This window comes from Sporosarcina sp. P16b (genome assembly GCF_002743065.1).
Lineage (GTDB): Bacteria > Bacillota > Bacilli > Bacillales_A > Planococcaceae > Sporosarcina.
Genome location: NZ_PDYO01000008.1, coordinates 60,580 through 78,653, shown reverse-complemented (window position 1 = coordinate 78,653; position 18,074 = coordinate 60,580). Strand labels below are relative to the sequence as shown.

Below are 18,074 nucleotides of genomic sequence, written 5' to 3'. Positions count from 1 at the left end.
TTCCTCTTCCATTAGAAGAAAAGCGTTCGTAATACATGTTGACTCTGTAAATGAAATAGCATCCACAATGGATTAAAGCTCCAGCTGGGGACGGCTTCCGGAAAGCAAATCCCTACCCTAGCATACCCTACATAGCAAAAAAGGAGCCATCACTAGAAATCACCAACGTCATGACTTCTAGGACAACTCCACTAACTATCAATCTTCGTACACCCCTATTTCCTTAATAGCACGCTCAACAAGTGACGGATCAACAGACTTATCGAAGTCGATCTCACCACGTATAGCCCCATTCGCCTTATACATCTCATACTGTTTCTTAATATCGTCTACAAACATCTTGCCGTTCGGATCGAGCCCCGTTACGAATACCCTCTCCCATAACTCAGGATCTTTCAATGCCGTATGTTTGACCATAATGTCTATGATCTCTTCTTTACCTTGATCTTTAAAGAATGCGTCGTTATAGTCACGCACTCCTTTTAAATAGGCTGCCATGAAACGTAGCGACAAATCTTCATTGGCCATGAACTTCGGTGAAGCCAATACCATGGCGATTTGTGATTCAGGCGCATAATCGGTGGCATCTCCAAAGCGAACATGAAAGCCTTTACTGATACCTTGCGCGATAAGCGGTTCGATATTCAATGCGGCATCAATCGTTCCTGAATCAATTGCTCCAAGCATTGCACCGAAGTCTGCGATGTGCACATACTCTACATCGTCTTCCGTCAAACCTGCATGCTTTAACATCTCTTCATAGATATAGCCATCAATGGAGTTGCGGGACGATACCGCGATTTTCTTTCCTTTAAAGTCGCTGTACTCTTTGATTTCATCGACCATATGATTACCGATGACAAAACTGAAGTACGATTTACCGGGCATATTATGACCTTTATCCGCGATGATCCGTACATCAATGCCTTGAGCGATCGCATTAAAGAATGATGCAGTGGAAACACCACCCGCGATATCCACTTCCCCAGCGGCTAGTGCGGGCAACATATCATCGCTGTTTGCAAAATCCGCAAAATCTACACGTATATTATAGTCTTCAAAATACCCCTTTTCTTTCGCAATGTAGAAACCTGCACCGGAAGCAGCACCATCTTCCGCTATAAATACTTTCGCCTGTTTCTCAAGCGGAGCCAAATCACCCGATGCCGGCTTTTCGTCATTCGTTACAGGCTTCGTAACTTCTTTCGGAGAACATGCCCCCATCATTAATACGACCGACAATACGCCGAACAAACTTGCCTTCTTCACCCATTTCCCCACATCATCTCTCCTTTTATCCCTTATTCTCTCGATTTCTGTACTTCCTCCTGCAAGTGACGCCATATCTCGATGAATTTCGTCGCCATTTCTGGATCTTTCCGAACATCCTCCATCTTTCTCGGCCTTGGCATATCAATAATGATTTCTTCAATGATTTTCCCCGGTTGAGCGCCCATCAACAGAATTCGGTCACTCAGCAACAACGCTTCATCAATACTATGTGTAATGAACAATACGGTCTTCTTCGTCTCTGCCCAAATACTCAATAACTCTTCCTGCAAAATAAAACGATTCTGTTCATCGAGCGCACCGAACGGTTCATCCATCAATAAAATCTCGGGATCATTCGCAAAAGCCCTCGCAATACTTACGCGCTGCTTCATACCGCCAGACAACTCTTTTGGGTACAGCGAAGCAAACCGTTCCAACCCGGTCTTCTTCAAATAAAAGTCCGTTCGTTCATTTATGAATGCTGTCGGCAAGTTGCGCATCTTCAAACCGAAGGCTACATTTTCACGTACCGTCAGCCACGGAATGACACCACGTTCCTGAAATACCATCGATTGCAACGGCCGGTTATTCGTTTCAGACGCAATCGTAAAGCTGCCGACACTCGGCTGTTCAAGTCCCGCTAGGATACGCAACAGTGTCGTCTTGCCACATCCGCTCGGCCCAACGAGACAAACAAATTCACCTTCCGCTACCGTTAGGGAAATATCTTCGAGCGCAATGACACTTCCCTGTTTCTTATAAAATGCTTTCATTAGTCCATCCACCGTAATCTTAGGCTTCCCCTCCATTTCTTTCACCTCCATGGCAATAATTTATTTTGAAGCGCACGCAGTATAAGCGAGAATAAATAACCGAAAAAGGAGATGAGTATTAATCCCACATACATTTCAGGCAATAAGAAGGCTTTATAGGACGTCCATATCAAATAACCGATCCCAGAAGTTGCTCCCATCATCTCTGCCGCCACAATTGTCAATAACGCAATCGCCTGCCCCATCTGAATTCCTTCGAGCATGACAGGAAGTGCTCCGGGAAGAGCGATTTTAAAGAAGAAATTCCACCGACTCGTTTGATAGTTACTAGCAACATCCAAATAAATTTTGTCGATATTCAATACACCCGCCGCCGTATTAATGACAACTGGGAAAAATACACTTCCTGCAATCGTCACGACCTTCGACAAATCTCCAATTCCGAATAAAATAATGATGATTGGCAATAATGCCAATGTTGGAATTGGCATTATTGCCATAACAATTGGTTGAACGAAATGCCGGATTGGAGAATATAATCCCATCAATAAACCGACAATAATGCCTGGAATGACACCTGCTAAAAATCCGATGAAAATCCGATACAATGAGACGCCAACATGTTTCGCCATCACGCCGCTCACAACCATGTCATAAAAGGTTTGCACAATCGTACTGGGCGGCGGGAAAAAGCGAATATCCAAGATACCTGTTCTCGACATCACTTCCCACAGCACTAGCAGGAATAACGGTGACACAATTGTCAGTAGTTGCTTGCCGCGTTCCTTGCGTTGCCGCAGCTTCCATTCCCTTTGCTCTACCTCGAATGATTTATTGCGAGCCAATTCTTGAGTTTCCACTCTTCACCACCTCTTCACTGCCTATTGTATGTAAAGGCCTAGTAAACTGGTTGGGCAGGTATCACGTTCAGGTTGTTTCCACCAAGTAGTTTGACTATACTGAAGTCATGACTACACTTACAGCAGACCAAATCAGAGAATTGAATAGTTACAGTGTCTACTTGGAACCGCCGGCAATTCCAGTCTTTACGCTAGCAGATGTGCTGGATTCTTCAAAAGTACAGACCATCGTCGAAGTCACTCAGACTATCAGCCAAAGTCCAAATGAAGTCGTTGCCGCTTCGTTCTTCGTACGTCGCCTCGGTATGTTCTTCGCCATGCAACTGTATAATTTAGCGGCATACGACGAAATGTGGAACGGATTGGCAGAAGATCTTCAGTTCGGAGCGCGAGAGGAGTTTGGCAATAAAACCGTCAGCCTATTTATAAATAGCGCAGACTGGGAAATGATAGATGACGAAGACCGGCAAGCACAGATTAAACGTGTACTGGATGATGCACATGCAGTCATTACATCGTTGCGTAGCGTAGTGTCAATATCCCCTCTTACCTTATGGGAGAATGTCTTCGGGTTCTGGCTCTGGCAATATCATGTACTATTGTCTGATCCGGGATCGGAAATGGAAGCAAGGGAAGATGTAGAAATGCTAAAAAACGACACCTTATGGACAGGTATCGCTGATCACTCACGTTTTGCAAGCTATTTAAACGGCTCCGAACCATCCGCTTTATTGAATACGACTGTTCGCAAAACCTGCTGCTTCTCTAAAGATGTACCCGGGTTGATGCGTTGCGGATTTTGTCCATTACACTAAAAAAGCAGGCTTTCGCTCACTACGCGAAGGCCTGCTTTTAACGTTTACGATATGCATGAAAAGATTGTTTAGTCGAATAAATAATACCCATTGCCGCACCACTATAAAAAAAGCCCATGAAAATTCCGGCAGACAAATTCTTTGGATGGCTAATGAATATTGACATAGCAAGCGCAACTACTGTGGCTACTGTTGAAAGCCAGGCAGGCGACAATTTAAAAAGCCACTTAATGATCAGTACTACGACCAAAACAACTGGTACCCCCCATATCGCATCCCATACATTGGTATGAATAACTGGAAACTCCGTCAACATCCGTTAACACCCTTTCATTTTCGTTAGGATGTGCGGTTTTACTTTATTTATCCATTCAAAAAACCTCTCAGTTCAAAGACCAAGAGGTTGGTACTACCACTAGACATTCTTCGTGGCGGCTTCACTAATTTCTCGTCGCATTTCATAGATGTTCTGCACAATTACTTTACCAACAGCATAAGCAGGTACAGCTACCAAAATACCAAGGAATCCTGCAAGACTTCCCGCTACTAATAATACCGTAATGATCGTCAGTGGATGGATATCAAGTGATTTCCCCATCACGTTCGGCGTAATCAGGTTACTATCGATTTGTTGCGCGACTAACGTAACAACTCCGACCCAAATAACTAATTTGGGTTCCTGTAAATACGCAATGATTAAGGCTGGAGCCACCGCAATCCATGGTCCAATAAACGGAATGATATTCATGAATAACGCGAGAATTGCTAGTAACAGAGAATACTCCAAACCGATGATTGAATAACCAATTAAAATAAGCAGTGCCAAAATAGCACTAATTAATAATTGTCCTTGGATATAAGAACGTAAGACTTGATCAATATCTTCCAATGTCTTCTTTACCCATATGCGCCGCTTCCCGGAAAATAGATTATATATTCTCGGAGCAAGTTTTTCATGATCCTTCAACATAAATAAGAAGAAGAACGGTACAAGTAACAGTAACACTACTGCTTGAACGAATGATTGTACAAATTGTACGAACCATTTGCCGAATGTTACCGCAAAAGTTTGGACGGATTCGATTGCTGAATTTAAGGAGTCCTGCAAACCTTCTGGTAAGTTTTCTTTTTGATTAATCGCTTTATCTTTCAGTTGCTCGAGCTGATGTGTGAGAGCTGGTCCATTGTCTACCAAATTATTTACTTGTTTCGTCACCATCGGTCCAATAATTGCGACTAAAATCCATAAAACGGCTACGAGTATGAGCATAATCGTAATGATGCTTCCCCATCTCGGCATTTTTTTCTTTTCCAAATAGTGTTGGATAGGTACCGTTATGTAATAGAGCAGGCCACCGAAAATTAATGGCATGATAATCGTTTGTATAATGATACCCACTGGTCTAAAGATATAATTTACTTCTAAAAAGAATTTCGTGATCAACAATGCTAGCAATATACCCACACCTACCTGGAACCACGCCTTTTTCGTCAAATACTCACTTCCCTTCTATTTTAATTTACATAGTTAGTTCTAGTATACGCGGTTGAACGAACTGTGTCGAAAAATTCTTTTTGTCGCTTGCTATATAATAATTCTTGATTTAAACACTGTATTGCAACAATATTTGTCTAATTATACGAAAAAGTCTTAATTCCTCTTGTTCAAGTTGTATTTAATAGGTAAAATGGTGGTGTCTTGGAAGATTGCTACTCTTCAAGAAATACAACGTAGAAATGAAGGGATCTTAATGTTACAACAGACTTGGAATCGTCTTTGGTCGTTGCATGACCAAGTGAAAGATGTCTTCCGTTTTTTCACTGCGCCTGATTCCTCTGAAATGGTGAGAGGCGGACAAGGTGGAAAGAAGATTGGCATAAATCATGAAGGGGGAGGTAGAGACTCCCGCAGTTATTCAGCTACACAGCTCATTGGATTGGTGCTTGGTCCATTACTCTTTTCCCTTATTTTACTGTTCTTCAAACCTGCAGATTTATCCGCAGCCGGCGTCGCTATTTTAGCTAGTACGGTATGGATTGCGGTTTGGTGGATTACGGAAGCTATTCCCATTCCGGTCGCTTCCTTGCTACCACTCATATTGTTTCCCATGACAGGCGGATTGGAAATGAAAGACACTGCATCTTCCTATGGAGATGAAACGATTTTCTTATTTATGGGTGGATTTATGATCGCACTCGCGCTTGAGAAGTGGAATTTGCATCGACGAATTGCACTGACTATTATTTCTGCTATCGGAACAAACATGGACAAAATCGTTCTCGGTTTCATGGTAGCTACCGGATTTCTTTCTATGTGGATTTCTAACACTGCCACAGCCATGATGATGGTGCCAATTGGTTTGGCGATCATTACACAAGTAACGATTGCATTAAAGGACGACCCCTCTATCGATACATCAAAAGAAAACTTTGGATTCGGAAAAGCCTTGATGCTTGGTATTGCTTACTCTGCTTCACTAGGCGGGATTGCGACATTGATCGGTACGCCTCCGAATACATTGCTTGCCGGCGCTATCAATAAAATTTATGGCATCGAGTTATCATTTGGTAAATGGATGTTGTTCGGTGTACCGTTTGCTTGGGTATTTATCTTATTGACATGGTGGTACTTAGTGAAGATCGTCTACAAATCACCAGTCAAAACATTACCTGGCGGACGTGAAGTCATTGATAACGAAAAGAAGTTGCTTGGACGACCTTCAATTGAAGAGATTATGGTCTTCATCGTCTTCGCGCTTGCTGCTTTCTCATGGATTACACGCTCGTTCTTCCTATCGAAATTCATTGACGGCTTAAGTGACGGTGTCATTGCTATTGCTTTTGCGATGATTTTGTTTATCATCCCGTCTGTAAATAAAAAAGGTGATCACTTGCTAGATTGGAACACAGCAGTGAAATTACCTTGGGGTATCTTACTTCTCTTTGGTGGCGGACTAGCTATTGCAGCTGGCTTTGTCAGTAGTGGTCTGTCAGAATGGATCGGTACTCAACTGATTGGGTTGAAAGGTGTTCCTCTCATTGTCATTATTTTGATCGTCACCACATTGGTCATTTTCTTGACGGAAATCACATCGAATACAGCAACAGCTTCTATGATGTATCCAATCATGGCTTCGTTGGCATTGGCACTAAATTTCCATCCGTATGCATTAATGATTGCAGCGGGTGTAGCAGCATCTTGTGCGTTTATGCTACCGGTTGCCACCCCACCGAACGCGGTCGTTTTCGGATCGGGTTATCTACGGATTCCTGATATGGCGAAAGCCGGATTCGTGCTCAATATAGTCGGAGTTGTGCTCGTGACGCTTTGTATTTACTTCTTGCTTCCATTATTATGGGGTATCGATTTGCAGACTATTCCGGAAATATTTAAAAACTAAAAAAAACCAGCTGCCGGGTATCATTCCAGGCAGCTGGTTTATTATGTACTACGCTTTTAACACGCTACGTCGTAGTCGGATCAACAGTACATAGACAACTGGCACAACCGCTGAAAACACAGCGAGACCCGACCACCCTGCAAACTGCCAAAGCGGTGTTACTAGCGTACTTCCCGCCGCCATACCAATATAATAAGAAACGAGATACAGGCTTGATGCACTCCCCTTATGATGCGTTGCTTCTTTACTGACAGATGCAGCAGTTAAAGAATGGGCAGAAAAAAAGCCAAGACAGATCACGCAATAACCAATAATAATCAGTGGCAATATAGTTGGAACTGTTAGAAGACAACCGACTGCCAGTAATAGTACGCCTATTAAACGAAAAGGATTCATACCTACCTTACTGGCAATCGAGCCAGCCAGCGGTGCACCGATAATTCCAAATGCATAAGCGAAGTAGATATAGGAAACTTCATCAAGCGTCATCGAAAATGGTGAAGTAGTCAAATGAAAAGGTAGAAACGTCCACATGCCGGTAAAGCTCAGCTGGAGTACAATACCAAGCCCAAAGACCATTAGCAAGGCCGGATTCTTTAAATGTACACCGAAACCTTCCATGTCTTTCTTTATCGAAGCCACACTCGGTTCGAAGTAATTGGATTTAGGTAACGTAAATAGTAAGAAGATAAATACCAATACACCTGCGCCCGTTAGAAGTTGAAGGGACAGTTCCCAAGACCAGCGTTCTGCCAAATACCCCGTTATAAAACGACCAAGCATCCCGCCGGTGCCGTTGAATGAAATATACAGAGCAGTCGCCACACTCACTACCCGCTCATTGATCTCTTCATTGATATAGGCTAGAGCTGCAGCCAATACACCCGCCATCCCAAAGCCCTGTATAAAACGCAATACGAGGATCACCGTAAAAGAATGCGTTAAAAACATAGGAATAAATAAAAGTGCTGTTACCAAAACTGAGATTTTCACAAAAATTGATCTACCTAGCCGGTCAGAGTAAAACCCAAGAATCACCAAACCGAAAATTAGACCTATTGTATTAACAGACATGGCTAGACTGGCAGTGGACACGGAGACATTGAATTGCTTTGTTAAAATAGGTAGCAAAGGCTGTATAGCATACATCGCGGCAAAAATCAGCACTGAAGCAATGCCTAGCCCGATGACAATACGCCAAAATCGAAGCTCGCGAATCGTTGATTTAGCTTGTAAATTCATGATGACACTTCCAGTCCATTAAATGTGAATAATGAAATTATATCACTACACTAAAAGTTTAACAGGAAATTGTAGGAGACAAATTGAAATCCATTGTATATTCTTTCTATAAAGAGCCATCCTACCATTTGGAGGTGTTAGACAAATGAACAAAATGGCGATGACAGCTGTCGGACTTGGTGCACTTTACCTCATGCGAAATAAGCAGTCACGGGAAAAGCTTATGGAGCAAATTAGTAACCTTTCTGGAATGAACAGTACTCCGTAATGCCAGACATTTGTAAACACCCGAAAAGCCGGAGCCTCTAAAGGTTTCCGGTTTTTCACTTGTTTAGTCACAATATATCGTGCAATATCATGCCCCCATTCCGACTGTTCATCCAAAAGTCATCCGTAACTCATACTTTGAATAACTGGTATCTTGTGAAATGAGGTTATGAAATAATCGGTCAGTAGAATGTGGCAGGCACAATCATGCTGTAACCGTTCCAACAATACTTCAGATGTTTTCTCTTTTTGAAAGTGGGTATTTATATACTAACAAACGAAATGGAGGAGATAATATGAGTAACAAAGATCACGGTACAGAAGATAAATGAAAAGGTATTGGCAACAAAGTCAAAGGCAATGTAAAAGACACTGTAGGCGATTTAACAAATAACACTAAAATGCAGGCTGAAGGTAAATGGGATAAGGCAAAAGGTGCCACACAAGAAAAAATCGGTGAAGCGAAAGAACACTTCAGTGATGATGAAGCACACCCTAGCAAGTAATACGTGTAGTACGAATATAAAAAAGAAGAGGCTGGGACATAACTAATTTAGCTTTGTCCAAAACCGAATGATAAATACGTTTTTATTATCTAAATACAGAAAACCGAACTATTTTAGAATGCCATGTTAGCATTTCTAATAATAGTTCGGCTTTTTTGGTTGCTGAAAACTTTTTGTCCCAGCCTCTTCTTTTTTACAACTAATCTGTACCTATTCTCGGGCTGTTTGGAATCGGGTTCCCCACTCCTTCATTCGGATCACTATCCAGATTTTCACCGCTTTCTGTTTGCTGTCGAGCACTGTCATGAGGATCTACAGATTGGGCTCGTTCTTCGTCTGTTAGTTGATCGACAAACAAAGCCATGCCGCCTTCTTTTAAATCATTATAAAATGTTTTGGATTCTAGTTTCGTAAAACCCATTTTAATGAAAATCGTCAACATTTCATCTTTACTGTTGAATAAACGGCGCGTATGATCCCAGAGCGGCCCTTCCTGGATACCGATTATCTCTATTTCAGAATCACTTTCCAAAACTTTTAGATCATCCCGCACATTGGAAACTACACACATATGATATTTTTTAAATCCTTTTGCCTCAAGTTCAGTTATTTTATAAAGAACATTATCCACAGAATGAAATGTACCCACGTATTGTTTATTAGCCATTATTGCACCTCCCTTTCACTATGCTATACTCCTACCCACTGAAGCCTCTTTTCACACATAATTCAAAATACATTACCTATATCTTCACATGCATAGTTCATTACTTCCTGTGCAAGCTAGTTGTATCACAATGAAAAGGAGTGGTTGATTGGTGGATATGAAAAATAAGTTGGAGTCTGAAGTTTCAAACATGGGTAATGAAAAGAAAGATCAGATTTTGCAGAACTTCAATCATTTTAAAGGGTATCTCGCTGATAAGGTAAAAAAAGGTGAAATCCTTGGAATGAATGATGAACAATTGGCGAAAACTACGACATTTATTGCCGATTATTTGTCACGTCATGAAGAACCTCGAAACCGTGAGCAATATTTATTACAAGAGCTTTGGGATTCAGGCTCTAAAGAAGAACAACACTCTTTGGCACATATGCTTCTAAAAATGGTTCGTCAAGCATAATAGGAGGCGATTAGACGTGACGTCAACGAAAAATCCAAGTCCCAAATATCATCCGAATACGTATCGTCTAATTCAGACACATCCTGAAAATCTGCAGACTAACACCGTTAGTTTGTTCGATTTGCATGAAGATATGCAAACAGTCGATTCCATCTCTCTACCCGATCAGCGAAAAGCGCTTATGAAAGAAAAAATCAACCACTCCCCCCGTTTTAGTGGTGGCAGCTTGTCGAATGACTACGGCGCTCCCCACTGATCTACCGATAAAAGCTGTACAGTGAAAATTCCACTGTACAGCTTTTCCCCGTTTATTTGCAGTTATTGTCGCTATTTCCCGGGAAATACGGTTAGTATTGCGCAGTTTGAAAAACCATTTTCATGATATACTATGATCCGATGGAAATGGAGGTTGTACCGATGAAACTGTGGATGTATCCGTTGCTCGTTGTATTTGGGGCTGCATGTTATGGAATTTTATCAACGATTATCAAATTAGCTATTCAAGATGGCTTCACCGCTTCAGAGGCAGTGACGAGCCAATATTATACAGGATTTCTTTTAGCTCTTATTATATTTATTCTAGTTAAACGCGGCTTACCGACAATCCGTGGAAGCTTCCCCGTTCTAATTGCGGGATTATTCACAGCAATTACTGGAACGGTGTATGGGAAAGCCGTTGAATATATGCCTGCTTCCTTAGCAGTCGTATTACTCTTTCAATTTACATGGATCGGCATGCTCTATGAATGTGTATTATCCAAGCGTTTGCCTAAACAATCCGAAGGGGTATCGCTTGTCTTTCTATTCGGTGGAACGATTTTAGCTGCAGGATTGATTGACGTGGATGTAAGCGGGATTCCATGGCAAGGATGGGCATGGGGACTTGCTGCAGCGTTTAGTTTCGCAGCGTTCGTTACAGCGAATCAGCAGCCAGTACCAGGTATGGATGTAGTGACGCGGTTGTTCTTAATGTCGTTTTATGCAGCGATCGCAATCACTTTTTTCCAATCTCCCGAAATTTTATGGAACGGGATGTTAGGTGATGGATTGTGGATTTATGGCACCATTTTAGGTGTATTTGGCATTGTTCTTCCCATCTTCTTATTTTCTATCGGAGTACCGAAAGTCGGCGCAGGCATGTCTTCTATTTTAAGCGCTGTTGAGTTGCCCGTAGCAATTATAGCTTCGATGTTGTTGCTCGGCGAAAGATTAACGTTATTGCAGTTTCTTGGCATTTTCCTCGTTTTGTTCGGGATGACGTGGCCGGCTATGTTGCAACGGTTTGCGATGAATAGGAAATTGCGGTTAAGACGAGCCGAGTAAACGTAAAATTGATCGGCGTCCGAGACGTACTCGCTTCATTTTCGGTCAACTGGTCACTCTCTTCATTAGCAAAATACAAATAAATGATAGATTAAACGAGACCCCACTAATTTAGTGAAGTCTCGTTTGTTTCATATTCCGACCTATCTACTCTACGCAATGAAGTGACAGGGAACGGTAGTTGCATAAGTGGCCAAAACGGTTTGATGTTCAACCGGCCAACTCCTTATAGCGACCGAATAAATGTCACCAAGTCTTGTTGATTCTCTGGCGTTACGCCATGTCCGTCATTATATGTTTTGAACGTTACATCCGCGCCGAGTGATTCAAAGTATTCCTTGCTTTCCACTCCAGATTGGGATGGAATTATATAGTCATAGTCACCATGGGAAATGAATACGTGTTGATTTTCCACGGACTGTATTGCGTATTCACTCTTGACGAAATCAGGTACGTATCCACTAAGTGCCGCCACTCCATGGAGTGAAGGTATCAACGTTACACCCAGCGCCTGTGCAAGGGCGGCTCCCTGACTGAAACCGATGACCGTCAAACGCTCAGGATCTAGATCATACTCTTGGATGGCTTCACGAATAAATGATTGGATGTAGACGAGCACTTTATCAAATACTTCACGGACCGGCTTTCCTTCTTCTTCAATTGTGAAAAATGCATAGCCTGGCGCATGAACGACAGGACCCCTCAAACTGAAAATATGATGTGTTTCTTTAAATTCTTGAACTAATTGTGGTAGATCATCTTCATGACTTCCCATTCCATGAAGTAAAAATAGCGCTGGTTGTTTTTCTTCTGACTTCTCTGGCTTTGTATGTGTAAATGTAAATGGTGATTTCACAGTCATTCTCCCCTTTTCTCTTCTTTAGCCATTAGTTTACCACAGAAAAAACCGTCTGCCACTATATGCGACAGACGTGTTGAACAGCTTATTTCTTTTCTGGCTTCGCTAATACTTCATCCCAGTTGATAGTTCCATCTTTGATTTGATCACGACGTTCTTTCGTTATTATATCGTTCGGGCGACCACCATCCGGCCAGTCTTTGTCATGATTTTTCCATTCAGGGCGATCTTTTGAAAGGATGTACGCCGCCAAGTCACTAGCTTCTTGATCAGTAATTGTGTCTTCTTGACCAACAGGCATGTTGTTCTGAATGTATCCCGCCATTTTAGTCATACGTGCCATTCCTGCTCCATCGTTAAATGATCCTTCACCCCAAAGTTTAGGACCCGTGTTAGAACCAATCCCTTCACCGTTCTCACCGTGACATGCGATACAAGATTGCTGATACACTTTTTCACCGTTTTCTACGTTCGGTGTCGGTAAGTCATCCAGAGTGTTCTTGTTGCGCCAATCTAATTCAGCGCCTACTGGAATACCTTCGGAGATATACGTCATGTATGCGACCATTGCATCTAGGTCCTCATCATCGGCAGCAAATTTTTGTCCGTCCATACTTCTTACCATACAACCGTTAATACGTTCTTCTAGTGTAACCATTTGGCCTGATCGTCCGATGTACATCGGATAAACTGCAGACATTCCGACCATGGATGAAACGCCTTCGTCAGTTCCTGCACCTGCGTGACAACTTGTACAAGATAATTCATTCACTCGTGCAAGACCGTCTTCTACCGTAGCTGCCTCAGAACGTAATACGTTAGACGTATCATCGAATAAATCGAAGCCGCGTTTGATTGCTTCCCCTTCTTTTCCCTCTGGAACGTCATCCATTGAAGGCGGGTTGTGTTGAATCCCGGCAATCTCTTCTGTCGGTGCTTCTACTTCAGAAACTTCTGTTGCCTGGTCTTTGTTAACACGCATTTGGTTGCCCATAAATGCTATGACAACCAAACAAACTACGACAATAAAGCCTAGGGCTAGTCCCGTTGCTCTTTTCATGTCCACTCCTCCTTTTTCACCATCTTATATATTCCATATTTAACCTACCACACATCCCTCTATCAGTCTATTCAATTAATGACTGATAGAGGGATGTCATTTAACCTTAAAATTTATGGTGTAAGTAATTCTAAAGCCCAAATACTTTATGACAAAAAGTAAACAGCCGACGGCAAGATGCCGTCGACTGCTTATTCTACTATATAACCATCACGCATCGTAATAACCCGATCAACATACGATAGCATCTCTTCATCATGCGTCACCATCAATGTCGTTAAATGTAGTGTACGTGTTAGTTCCCGCAATAATTCCATCACACCTTTTGAGCGTTTCGTATCAAGACTTGCAGTGGGTTCGTCTGCAAACAATATTTTTGGATGATGGATGATCGCACGAGCAATCGCCACACGTTGACGCTCTCCTCCTGATAAAGAAGAAGGATACGCATCTTTGCGGTGCTGCATTTCAACTAACTTTAACATCTTATCTATAGCTTTGGCCTGTTCCTTTTTACTCGTTTTCGTTTCCGCTACGTCAAGCATCAACTGCAGTTGCTCTTCCACCGTCAAAAAAGGAACTAAGTGGGAAGACTGAAAAACAAATCCGAAGTCTGTTGCACGAACTTGACGAACCTCTTCCTGACTCATCTTCGTCATGTCATTTCCCTCAAATAATATCTCACCGCCAGAGGCTCTTTGCAACCCTGCTGCAATCGTCAAAATAGTGGATTTCCCAGAGCCTGAAGGGCCGACCAACGCGGTAATTTCCCCTTCTTTCAACGACAAATTCACACCTTTTAGTATCTCTTCTTCAATTTCTCCATTGGAAAACGTCTTTTTTACTTGATCAATAGTAAAGGCAGACATATTACATCTCTCCTTGTTGAATCGCTTGAAGCGGTTCAATATTTTTCACTTGAATTCCTGAAATGGTCGCACCGATAAAACCGACCGCCATAAATATTGCGGATAGCATCCATACTGTATCCATCGTTAAGTGGAACGGCATGCCTTCAGGGGCAACAAAACTGAATGCTTGGCTGAGCGCAATTGACAATACGAGTGAAATAGCGGTAATGACAAGCATCTGATACCAAATCATCTTGAATAACGAAATCGTCTTCATACCAATCGCTTTCAATATGCCGTACAACCCGATCTTCTGAACATTCATCATATAGAAGAAAATCGCAAACAACATACCACTGATGATGACAAGGAACCAGACAATCATATTCAATGACATCTGCTCTGCACTGTAACTCGGAATTGCATGTAAGAACTCTTTATTCGAGAAAGAATCGAGTGCACTAAGTGTTGGTGCATCTTTACCTGGAATGAAAATCGTCTGCATTTCCATCACACGATAGATTTCTTGGTAGTTCGTCATTCCAATGAAAGCAACGGGTGCGTGACTGTACTTTTGTTGGTCAACAAACCCTTTGACAACGAACTCTCCACTGAATTGATTATTAGTTAAGACGTCACCAACTTGGATACCATCTTCTTTTAAAGAACTATCCAGAACGATTTCTCCATCTTTGACGTTTTCAAATAGCTCGGACTCAGTAGAAGCAACGAATGCCACACTGTGCTGCTTATCTTTTGCGTCATTGACGAATCCCATCTGAACCGAAAATGCAGTTGCATTAGGGTTGTCTATAAGTATTTGCTTTTGAACCTCTTCGTCTATTTTTGAGAGATTGTAGGTACTGTCTGCAGCTTTACTTAGATAAAATTGTCCTTCGGGTAAATCTTTTATTAGCGCTGCATTATCCTGCGATAATCCGTTTGCCAGTCCTGAAATAATAAACGTCAAGAAGCTAACGAGGAATATAATGGACCCGAGAATCAGAAACTTAGTTTTACTCTTCTTCATTTCTTTCCATGCGATTTTCATATTAACGCCTCCGTTTTATTCTTTATACTCATATATTATCTTACGAAGATGAACGGAGAATGAACGGCATATTACAATGCTTTATTCTTTTTAAAGGTATATAACTTCCTATTTTTCTGACACTATGTGAAAATCATAATAAAAAGGGAGGGATTTCGATGATTCGTTTTGAAGATGTTTCAAAGAGTTATGATATGTCACGCTTAGTCGTGGAATCGGTGAATTTAGAGATTCAGCGCGGGGAGTTTCTTGTACTGGTCGGACCCAGTGGTTGCGGGAAGACTACCACGCTTAAGATGATCAACCGACTGATCCCACTTACAAAAGGTACGATTTGGCTCGATGGCAAGCGAATCAGTGACTATCCAATCCATGAGCTCCGTTGGCAAATCGGCTACGTTTTACAACAAATCGCCTTATTTCCCCATATGACAATTGAAGAAAACATTGCAATTGTTCCCGAACTGGTCGGTTGGAAAAAGAAAGACATCCGCGCACGTGTAACGGAACTACTTGAAATGGTCGGGCTAGATCCCAAAGTGTACCGAAAGCGTAAACCGGATGAATTATCAGGCGGTCAGCAACAGCGAGTAGGTGTCGTACGTGCACTGGCGGCAGACCCAGATATTCTATTGATGGATGAACCATTCAGCGCACTGGATCCAATTAGTCGTTTGAAACTTCAGGATGATCTACTGGATTTACAGCAAAGAATCCAAAAAACTATTGTATTCGTCACGCATGATTTACAAGAAGCATTTAAATTAGGTGATCGTGTCTGTATCATGAATGAGGGTAAGATTGAGCAAGTTGCAACACCGCAAGAAATCCTCACCAAACCTGCATCACCATTCGTGCGCGAATTTACAGCATCAGCCGTAGCCCGCACATTTTCCATTGCGGATCATATAGAAGAGATCCCGACAGATCTATCGCTCGCTTTTGCAATTCCAATTGATTCTGAATGGGGGCCACTCTTGCAGTTCTTGGCTTCTGATGATCAAGTTGCGATTAAACAAGATGGAGAAGTTATTGGTATGGTTACCCGAAAAGGAATCCTACATTTTCTAGCGAAGCAGTCACTGAAAGGAGGAATATCTAATGAATAGTTTTCTAGATGTTCTTCAAAGTCGGCGCGCTCAATTACTGGAAGCTCTGATCGAACATATTCAAATCTCATTAATCTCCTTATTAATTGCAGCACTGATTGCTGTTCCACTTGGCATCTATTTGACAAATCGGCGAAAAATGGCGGAATCTGTCATCGGTGCAAGTGCTGTATTGCAGACGATTCCTTCACTTGCACTGCTCGGTCTATTGATTCCCTTATTCGGTATAGGGAAAATACCCGCAATTATAGCGTTAGTCGTCTATGCGTTGTTGCCCATTTTACGTAATACATACACGGGCATTAAAGAAGTAGATCCTTCACTTAAAGAAGCAGCGACTGCGATGGGAATGAATACCCGAAAAAGGCTGATGAAAGTTGAATTACCGCTAGCAATGCCAATCATCATGGCAGGTATTCGTACTTCGATGGTACTAATCGTCGGTACTGCGACATTAGCAGCTTTGATTGGCGCAGGTGGTCTAGGTGATTTGATATTGCTTGGTATCGATCGTAATAATCCATCATTAATTGTCCTAGGCGCTATACCTGCAGCGTTACTAGCACTATTCTTCGATTACCTACTAAAGATATTCGAAGGGCTTTCGTTCAGGAAAGCTATTACCGCATTTGTCATTTTCGTTATTGTAGCAGTCTTGATGATTGCAGCTCCATTCATAGGCGGTAACTCCAAACAAGAAATAGTCATTGGTGCCAAACTTGGTGCTGAACCTGAAATTCTTATTAATATGTATAAACTATTGATTGAAGACCAAACGGATCTCTCCGTGGAATTAAAACCGGGACTCGGTAAAACGTCGTTCGTCTTCAATGCACTGAAATCTGGAAGCATCGATTTATATCCGGAGTTTACAGGTACGGCCATATCCGAGTTTTTGAAGGATGAAGCCGTCAGCAATGACCGAAACGAAGTGTATGAGCAAGCGCGAATAGGATTAGACGAACAATTTAATATGACGTTTCTGCCACCGATGTCCTTTAATAATACGTACACACTCGCTGTCTCTAAAGCATTCCAGGAAGAATACGGACTCAAAACAATTTCTGATTTGGCCGCGTTAGAAGAGGCTGTAAAAGCAGGCTTTACTCTAGAGTTTAATGACCGTGAAGATGGATACCTAGGCATTCAAAAGCTATACGGCATTACGTTCCCTTCCATCCAAACGATGGAACCGAAGCTGCGCTATCAGGCTATAGAGGCAGGCGAAATCAACTTGATGGATGCCTATTCGACAGATAGCGAGCTACGCGAATATGATTTGTCAGTTCTCGAGGACGACAAAGAACTGTTCCCTCCGTATCAAGGCGCGCCATTGCTTCGCAAAGAGACATTAAATAAATATCCCGAACTTGAGGATGCGTTAAATAGCCTTGCTGGAATCGTGACGGACGATGAGATGCGTGAAATGAATTATCAAGTGAACGCAGAAGGTGCTAGTGCGAAAAAAGTAGCAGAGGCATTTTTGATAGAACAAGGTTTGTTGGAGTAGTTCGGAAGGTGTGACCGTTGTTGTACGTATTGAGCGGTTACATGGCAAGTA

Annotated in this window: 20 protein-coding genes; 9 read left to right on the top strand and 11 right to left on the bottom strand. The window is 42.1% G+C overall.

Features of this window, described 5'->3' with window-relative positions; genetic code table 11:
* Positions 1-198: 198 nt before the first annotated feature.
* From CSV77_RS10920 to CSV77_RS10910, 3 genes are all read right to left on the bottom strand, one after another.
* Entirely contained in the window at positions 199-1,227 is a 1,029-nt protein-coding gene (locus CSV77_RS10920; protein WP_199203741.1) for an ABC transporter substrate-binding protein, read from the bottom strand.
* Between the two features lie 74 nt (positions 1,228-1,301).
* Positions 1,302-2,081, bottom strand: a complete 780-nt coding sequence (locus CSV77_RS10915) for an ABC transporter ATP-binding protein (protein WP_099673445.1) — start codon at positions 2,079-2,081, stop codon at positions 1,302-1,304.
* A 5-nt stretch (positions 2,082-2,086) separates the two neighbouring features.
* The gene (locus CSV77_RS10910) at positions 2,087-2,905 is read right to left on the bottom strand and encodes an ABC transporter permease (RefSeq protein WP_099673444.1); all 819 of its coding nucleotides are present in this window, start codon (positions 2,903-2,905) and stop codon (positions 2,087-2,089) included.
* A gap of 107 nt (positions 2,906-3,012) precedes the next feature.
* On the opposite strand from CSV77_RS10910, the gene CSV77_RS10905 reads away from it, so the two are divergent.
* On the top strand, positions 3,013-3,720 hold the full coding sequence (locus CSV77_RS10905) for a hypothetical protein (RefSeq protein WP_099673443.1): 708 nt from the start codon (positions 3,013-3,015) through the stop codon (positions 3,718-3,720).
* Between the two features lie 37 nt (positions 3,721-3,757).
* On the opposite strand, the gene CSV77_RS10900 is transcribed toward CSV77_RS10905, so the two are convergent.
* The gene (locus CSV77_RS10900; RefSeq protein WP_099673442.1) at positions 3,758-4,036 is read right to left on the bottom strand and encodes a hypothetical protein; all 279 of its coding nucleotides are present in this window, start codon (positions 4,034-4,036) and stop codon (positions 3,758-3,760) included.
* Positions 4,037-4,135: 99 nt separating this feature from the next.
* Positions 4,136-5,215, bottom strand: coding sequence for an AI-2E family transporter (locus CSV77_RS10895; protein ID WP_099673441.1), 1,080 nt, complete (start codon positions 5,213-5,215; stop codon positions 4,136-4,138).
* 256 nt (positions 5,216-5,471) lie between these two features.
* On the opposite strand from CSV77_RS10895, the gene CSV77_RS10890 reads away from it, so the two are divergent.
* On the top strand, positions 5,472-7,121 hold the full coding sequence (locus tag CSV77_RS10890) for an SLC13 family permease (RefSeq protein ID WP_099673440.1): 1,650 nt from the start codon (positions 5,472-5,474) through the stop codon (positions 7,119-7,121).
* A gap of 48 nt (positions 7,122-7,169) precedes the next feature.
* On the opposite strand, the gene CSV77_RS10885 is transcribed toward CSV77_RS10890, so the two are convergent.
* A complete protein-coding gene (locus CSV77_RS10885) occupies positions 7,170-8,363 on the bottom strand; it encodes an MFS transporter (protein WP_099673439.1) in 1,194 nt (397 codons plus the stop codon).
* Between the two features lie 145 nt (positions 8,364-8,508).
* On the opposite strand from CSV77_RS10885, the gene CSV77_RS17285 reads away from it, so the two are divergent.
* Both CSV77_RS17285 and CSV77_RS10880 read left to right on the top strand, forming a co-directional pair.
* Positions 8,509-8,631: a hypothetical protein gene (locus CSV77_RS17285; protein ID WP_255397303.1), complete on the top strand. Its 123-nt coding sequence runs from the start codon at positions 8,509-8,511 to the stop codon at positions 8,629-8,631.
* Between the two features lie 337 nt (positions 8,632-8,968).
* Positions 8,969-9,136: a CsbD family protein gene (locus CSV77_RS10880; protein WP_233212225.1), complete on the top strand. Its 168-nt coding sequence runs from the start codon at positions 8,969-8,971 to the stop codon at positions 9,134-9,136.
* Positions 9,137-9,335: 199 nt separating this feature from the next.
* Here the strand turns inward: CSV77_RS10880 and CSV77_RS10875 are convergent, their stop codons facing one another.
* Positions 9,336-9,803, bottom strand: a complete 468-nt coding sequence (locus CSV77_RS10875; RefSeq protein ID WP_099673438.1) for a general stress protein — start codon at positions 9,801-9,803, stop codon at positions 9,336-9,338.
* 157 nt (positions 9,804-9,960) lie between these two features.
* Here CSV77_RS10875 and CSV77_RS10870 point away from each other — a divergent pair, with 157 nt between their 5' ends.
* From CSV77_RS10870 to CSV77_RS10860, 3 genes are all read left to right on the top strand, one after another.
* A complete protein-coding gene (locus CSV77_RS10870; RefSeq protein ID WP_099632064.1) occupies positions 9,961-10,260 on the top strand; it encodes a DUF3243 domain-containing protein in 300 nt (99 codons plus the stop codon).
* A gap of 16 nt (positions 10,261-10,276) precedes the next feature.
* Positions 10,277-10,516, top strand: a complete 240-nt coding sequence (locus tag CSV77_RS10865; RefSeq protein ID WP_099632007.1) for a hypothetical protein — start codon at positions 10,277-10,279, stop codon at positions 10,514-10,516.
* Positions 10,517-10,677: 161 nt separating this feature from the next.
* A complete protein-coding gene (locus CSV77_RS10860) occupies positions 10,678-11,583 on the top strand; it encodes an EamA family transporter (protein ID WP_099632008.1) in 906 nt (301 codons plus the stop codon).
* A gap of 226 nt (positions 11,584-11,809) precedes the next feature.
* Here CSV77_RS10860 and CSV77_RS10855 read toward each other — a convergent pair whose 3' ends face one another.
* From CSV77_RS10855 to CSV77_RS10840, 4 genes are all read right to left on the bottom strand, one after another.
* Complete coding sequence (locus CSV77_RS10855) at positions 11,810-12,439, bottom strand: alpha/beta hydrolase (protein ID WP_099673437.1); 630 nt, start codon at positions 12,437-12,439, stop codon at positions 11,810-11,812.
* A gap of 88 nt (positions 12,440-12,527) precedes the next feature.
* Entirely contained in the window at positions 12,528-13,502 is a 975-nt protein-coding gene (locus tag CSV77_RS17315) for a c-type cytochrome (protein ID WP_099673436.1), read from the bottom strand.
* Between the two features lie 191 nt (positions 13,503-13,693).
* Positions 13,694-14,371 (bottom strand): ABC transporter ATP-binding protein, encoded by a 678-nt coding sequence (locus CSV77_RS10845; RefSeq protein WP_099673435.1) that lies wholly within the window; start codon positions 14,369-14,371, stop codon positions 13,694-13,696.
* 1 nt (position 14,372) lies between these two features.
* A complete protein-coding gene (locus CSV77_RS10840) occupies positions 14,373-15,404 on the bottom strand; it encodes an ABC transporter permease (protein ID WP_099673434.1) in 1,032 nt (343 codons plus the stop codon).
* Positions 15,405-15,562: 158 nt separating this feature from the next.
* On the opposite strand from CSV77_RS10840, the gene CSV77_RS10835 reads away from it, so the two are divergent.
* Together CSV77_RS10835 and CSV77_RS10830 are read left to right on the top strand one after the other, a co-directional pair.
* Positions 15,563-16,513, top strand: coding sequence for an ABC transporter ATP-binding protein (locus CSV77_RS10835; RefSeq protein ID WP_099673433.1), 951 nt, complete (start codon positions 15,563-15,565; stop codon positions 16,511-16,513).
* On the top strand, positions 16,506-18,023 hold the full coding sequence (locus tag CSV77_RS10830; protein WP_099673432.1) for an ABC transporter permease/substrate-binding protein: 1,518 nt from the start codon (positions 16,506-16,508) through the stop codon (positions 18,021-18,023). The genes CSV77_RS10835 and CSV77_RS10830 overlap by 8 nt, the downstream gene beginning before the upstream one ends.
* The last annotated feature ends 51 nt before the right edge of the window (positions 18,024-18,074 follow it).

Excerpts from the sequence above, each read along its gene's own strand:
- CSV77_RS10920 (WP_199203741.1), bottom strand. The coding sequence starts at position 1,227 with ATGATGGGGGCATGTTCTCCGAAAGAAGTTACGAAGCCTGTAACGAAT.
- CSV77_RS10915 (WP_099673445.1), bottom strand. The coding sequence starts at position 2,081 with ATGGAGGGGAAGCCTAAGATTACGGTGGATGGACTAATGAAAGCATTT.
- CSV77_RS10905 (WP_099673443.1), top strand. The coding sequence starts at position 3,013 with ATGACTACACTTACAGCAGACCAAATCAGAGAATTGAATAGTTACAGT.
- CSV77_RS10900 (WP_099673442.1), bottom strand. The coding sequence starts at position 4,036 with ATGTTGACGGAGTTTCCAGTTATTCATACCAATGTATGGGATGCGATA.
- CSV77_RS10890 (WP_099673440.1), top strand. The coding sequence starts at position 5,472 with ATGTTACAACAGACTTGGAATCGTCTTTGGTCGTTGCATGACCAAGTG.
- CSV77_RS10885 (WP_099673439.1), bottom strand. The coding sequence starts at position 8,363 with ATGAATTTACAAGCTAAATCAACGATTCGCGAGCTTCGATTTTGGCGT.
- CSV77_RS17285 (WP_255397303.1), top strand. The coding sequence starts at position 8,509 with ATGAACAAAATGGCGATGACAGCTGTCGGACTTGGTGCACTTTACCTC.
- CSV77_RS10875 (WP_099673438.1), bottom strand. The coding sequence starts at position 9,803 with ATGGCTAATAAACAATACGTGGGTACATTTCATTCTGTGGATAATGTT.
- CSV77_RS10870 (WP_099632064.1), top strand. The coding sequence starts at position 9,961 with ATGAAAAATAAGTTGGAGTCTGAAGTTTCAAACATGGGTAATGAAAAG.
- CSV77_RS10860 (WP_099632008.1), top strand. The coding sequence starts at position 10,678 with ATGAAACTGTGGATGTATCCGTTGCTCGTTGTATTTGGGGCTGCATGT.
- CSV77_RS17315 (WP_099673436.1), bottom strand. The coding sequence starts at position 13,502 with ATGAAAAGAGCAACGGGACTAGCCCTAGGCTTTATTGTCGTAGTTTGT.
- CSV77_RS10845 (WP_099673435.1), bottom strand. The coding sequence starts at position 14,371 with ATGTCTGCCTTTACTATTGATCAAGTAAAAAAGACGTTTTCCAATGGA.
- CSV77_RS10840 (WP_099673434.1), bottom strand. The coding sequence starts at position 15,404 with ATGAAAATCGCATGGAAAGAAATGAAGAAGAGTAAAACTAAGTTTCTG.
- CSV77_RS10835 (WP_099673433.1), top strand. The coding sequence starts at position 15,563 with ATGATTCGTTTTGAAGATGTTTCAAAGAGTTATGATATGTCACGCTTA.
- CSV77_RS10830 (WP_099673432.1), top strand. The coding sequence starts at position 16,506 with ATGAATAGTTTTCTAGATGTTCTTCAAAGTCGGCGCGCTCAATTACTG.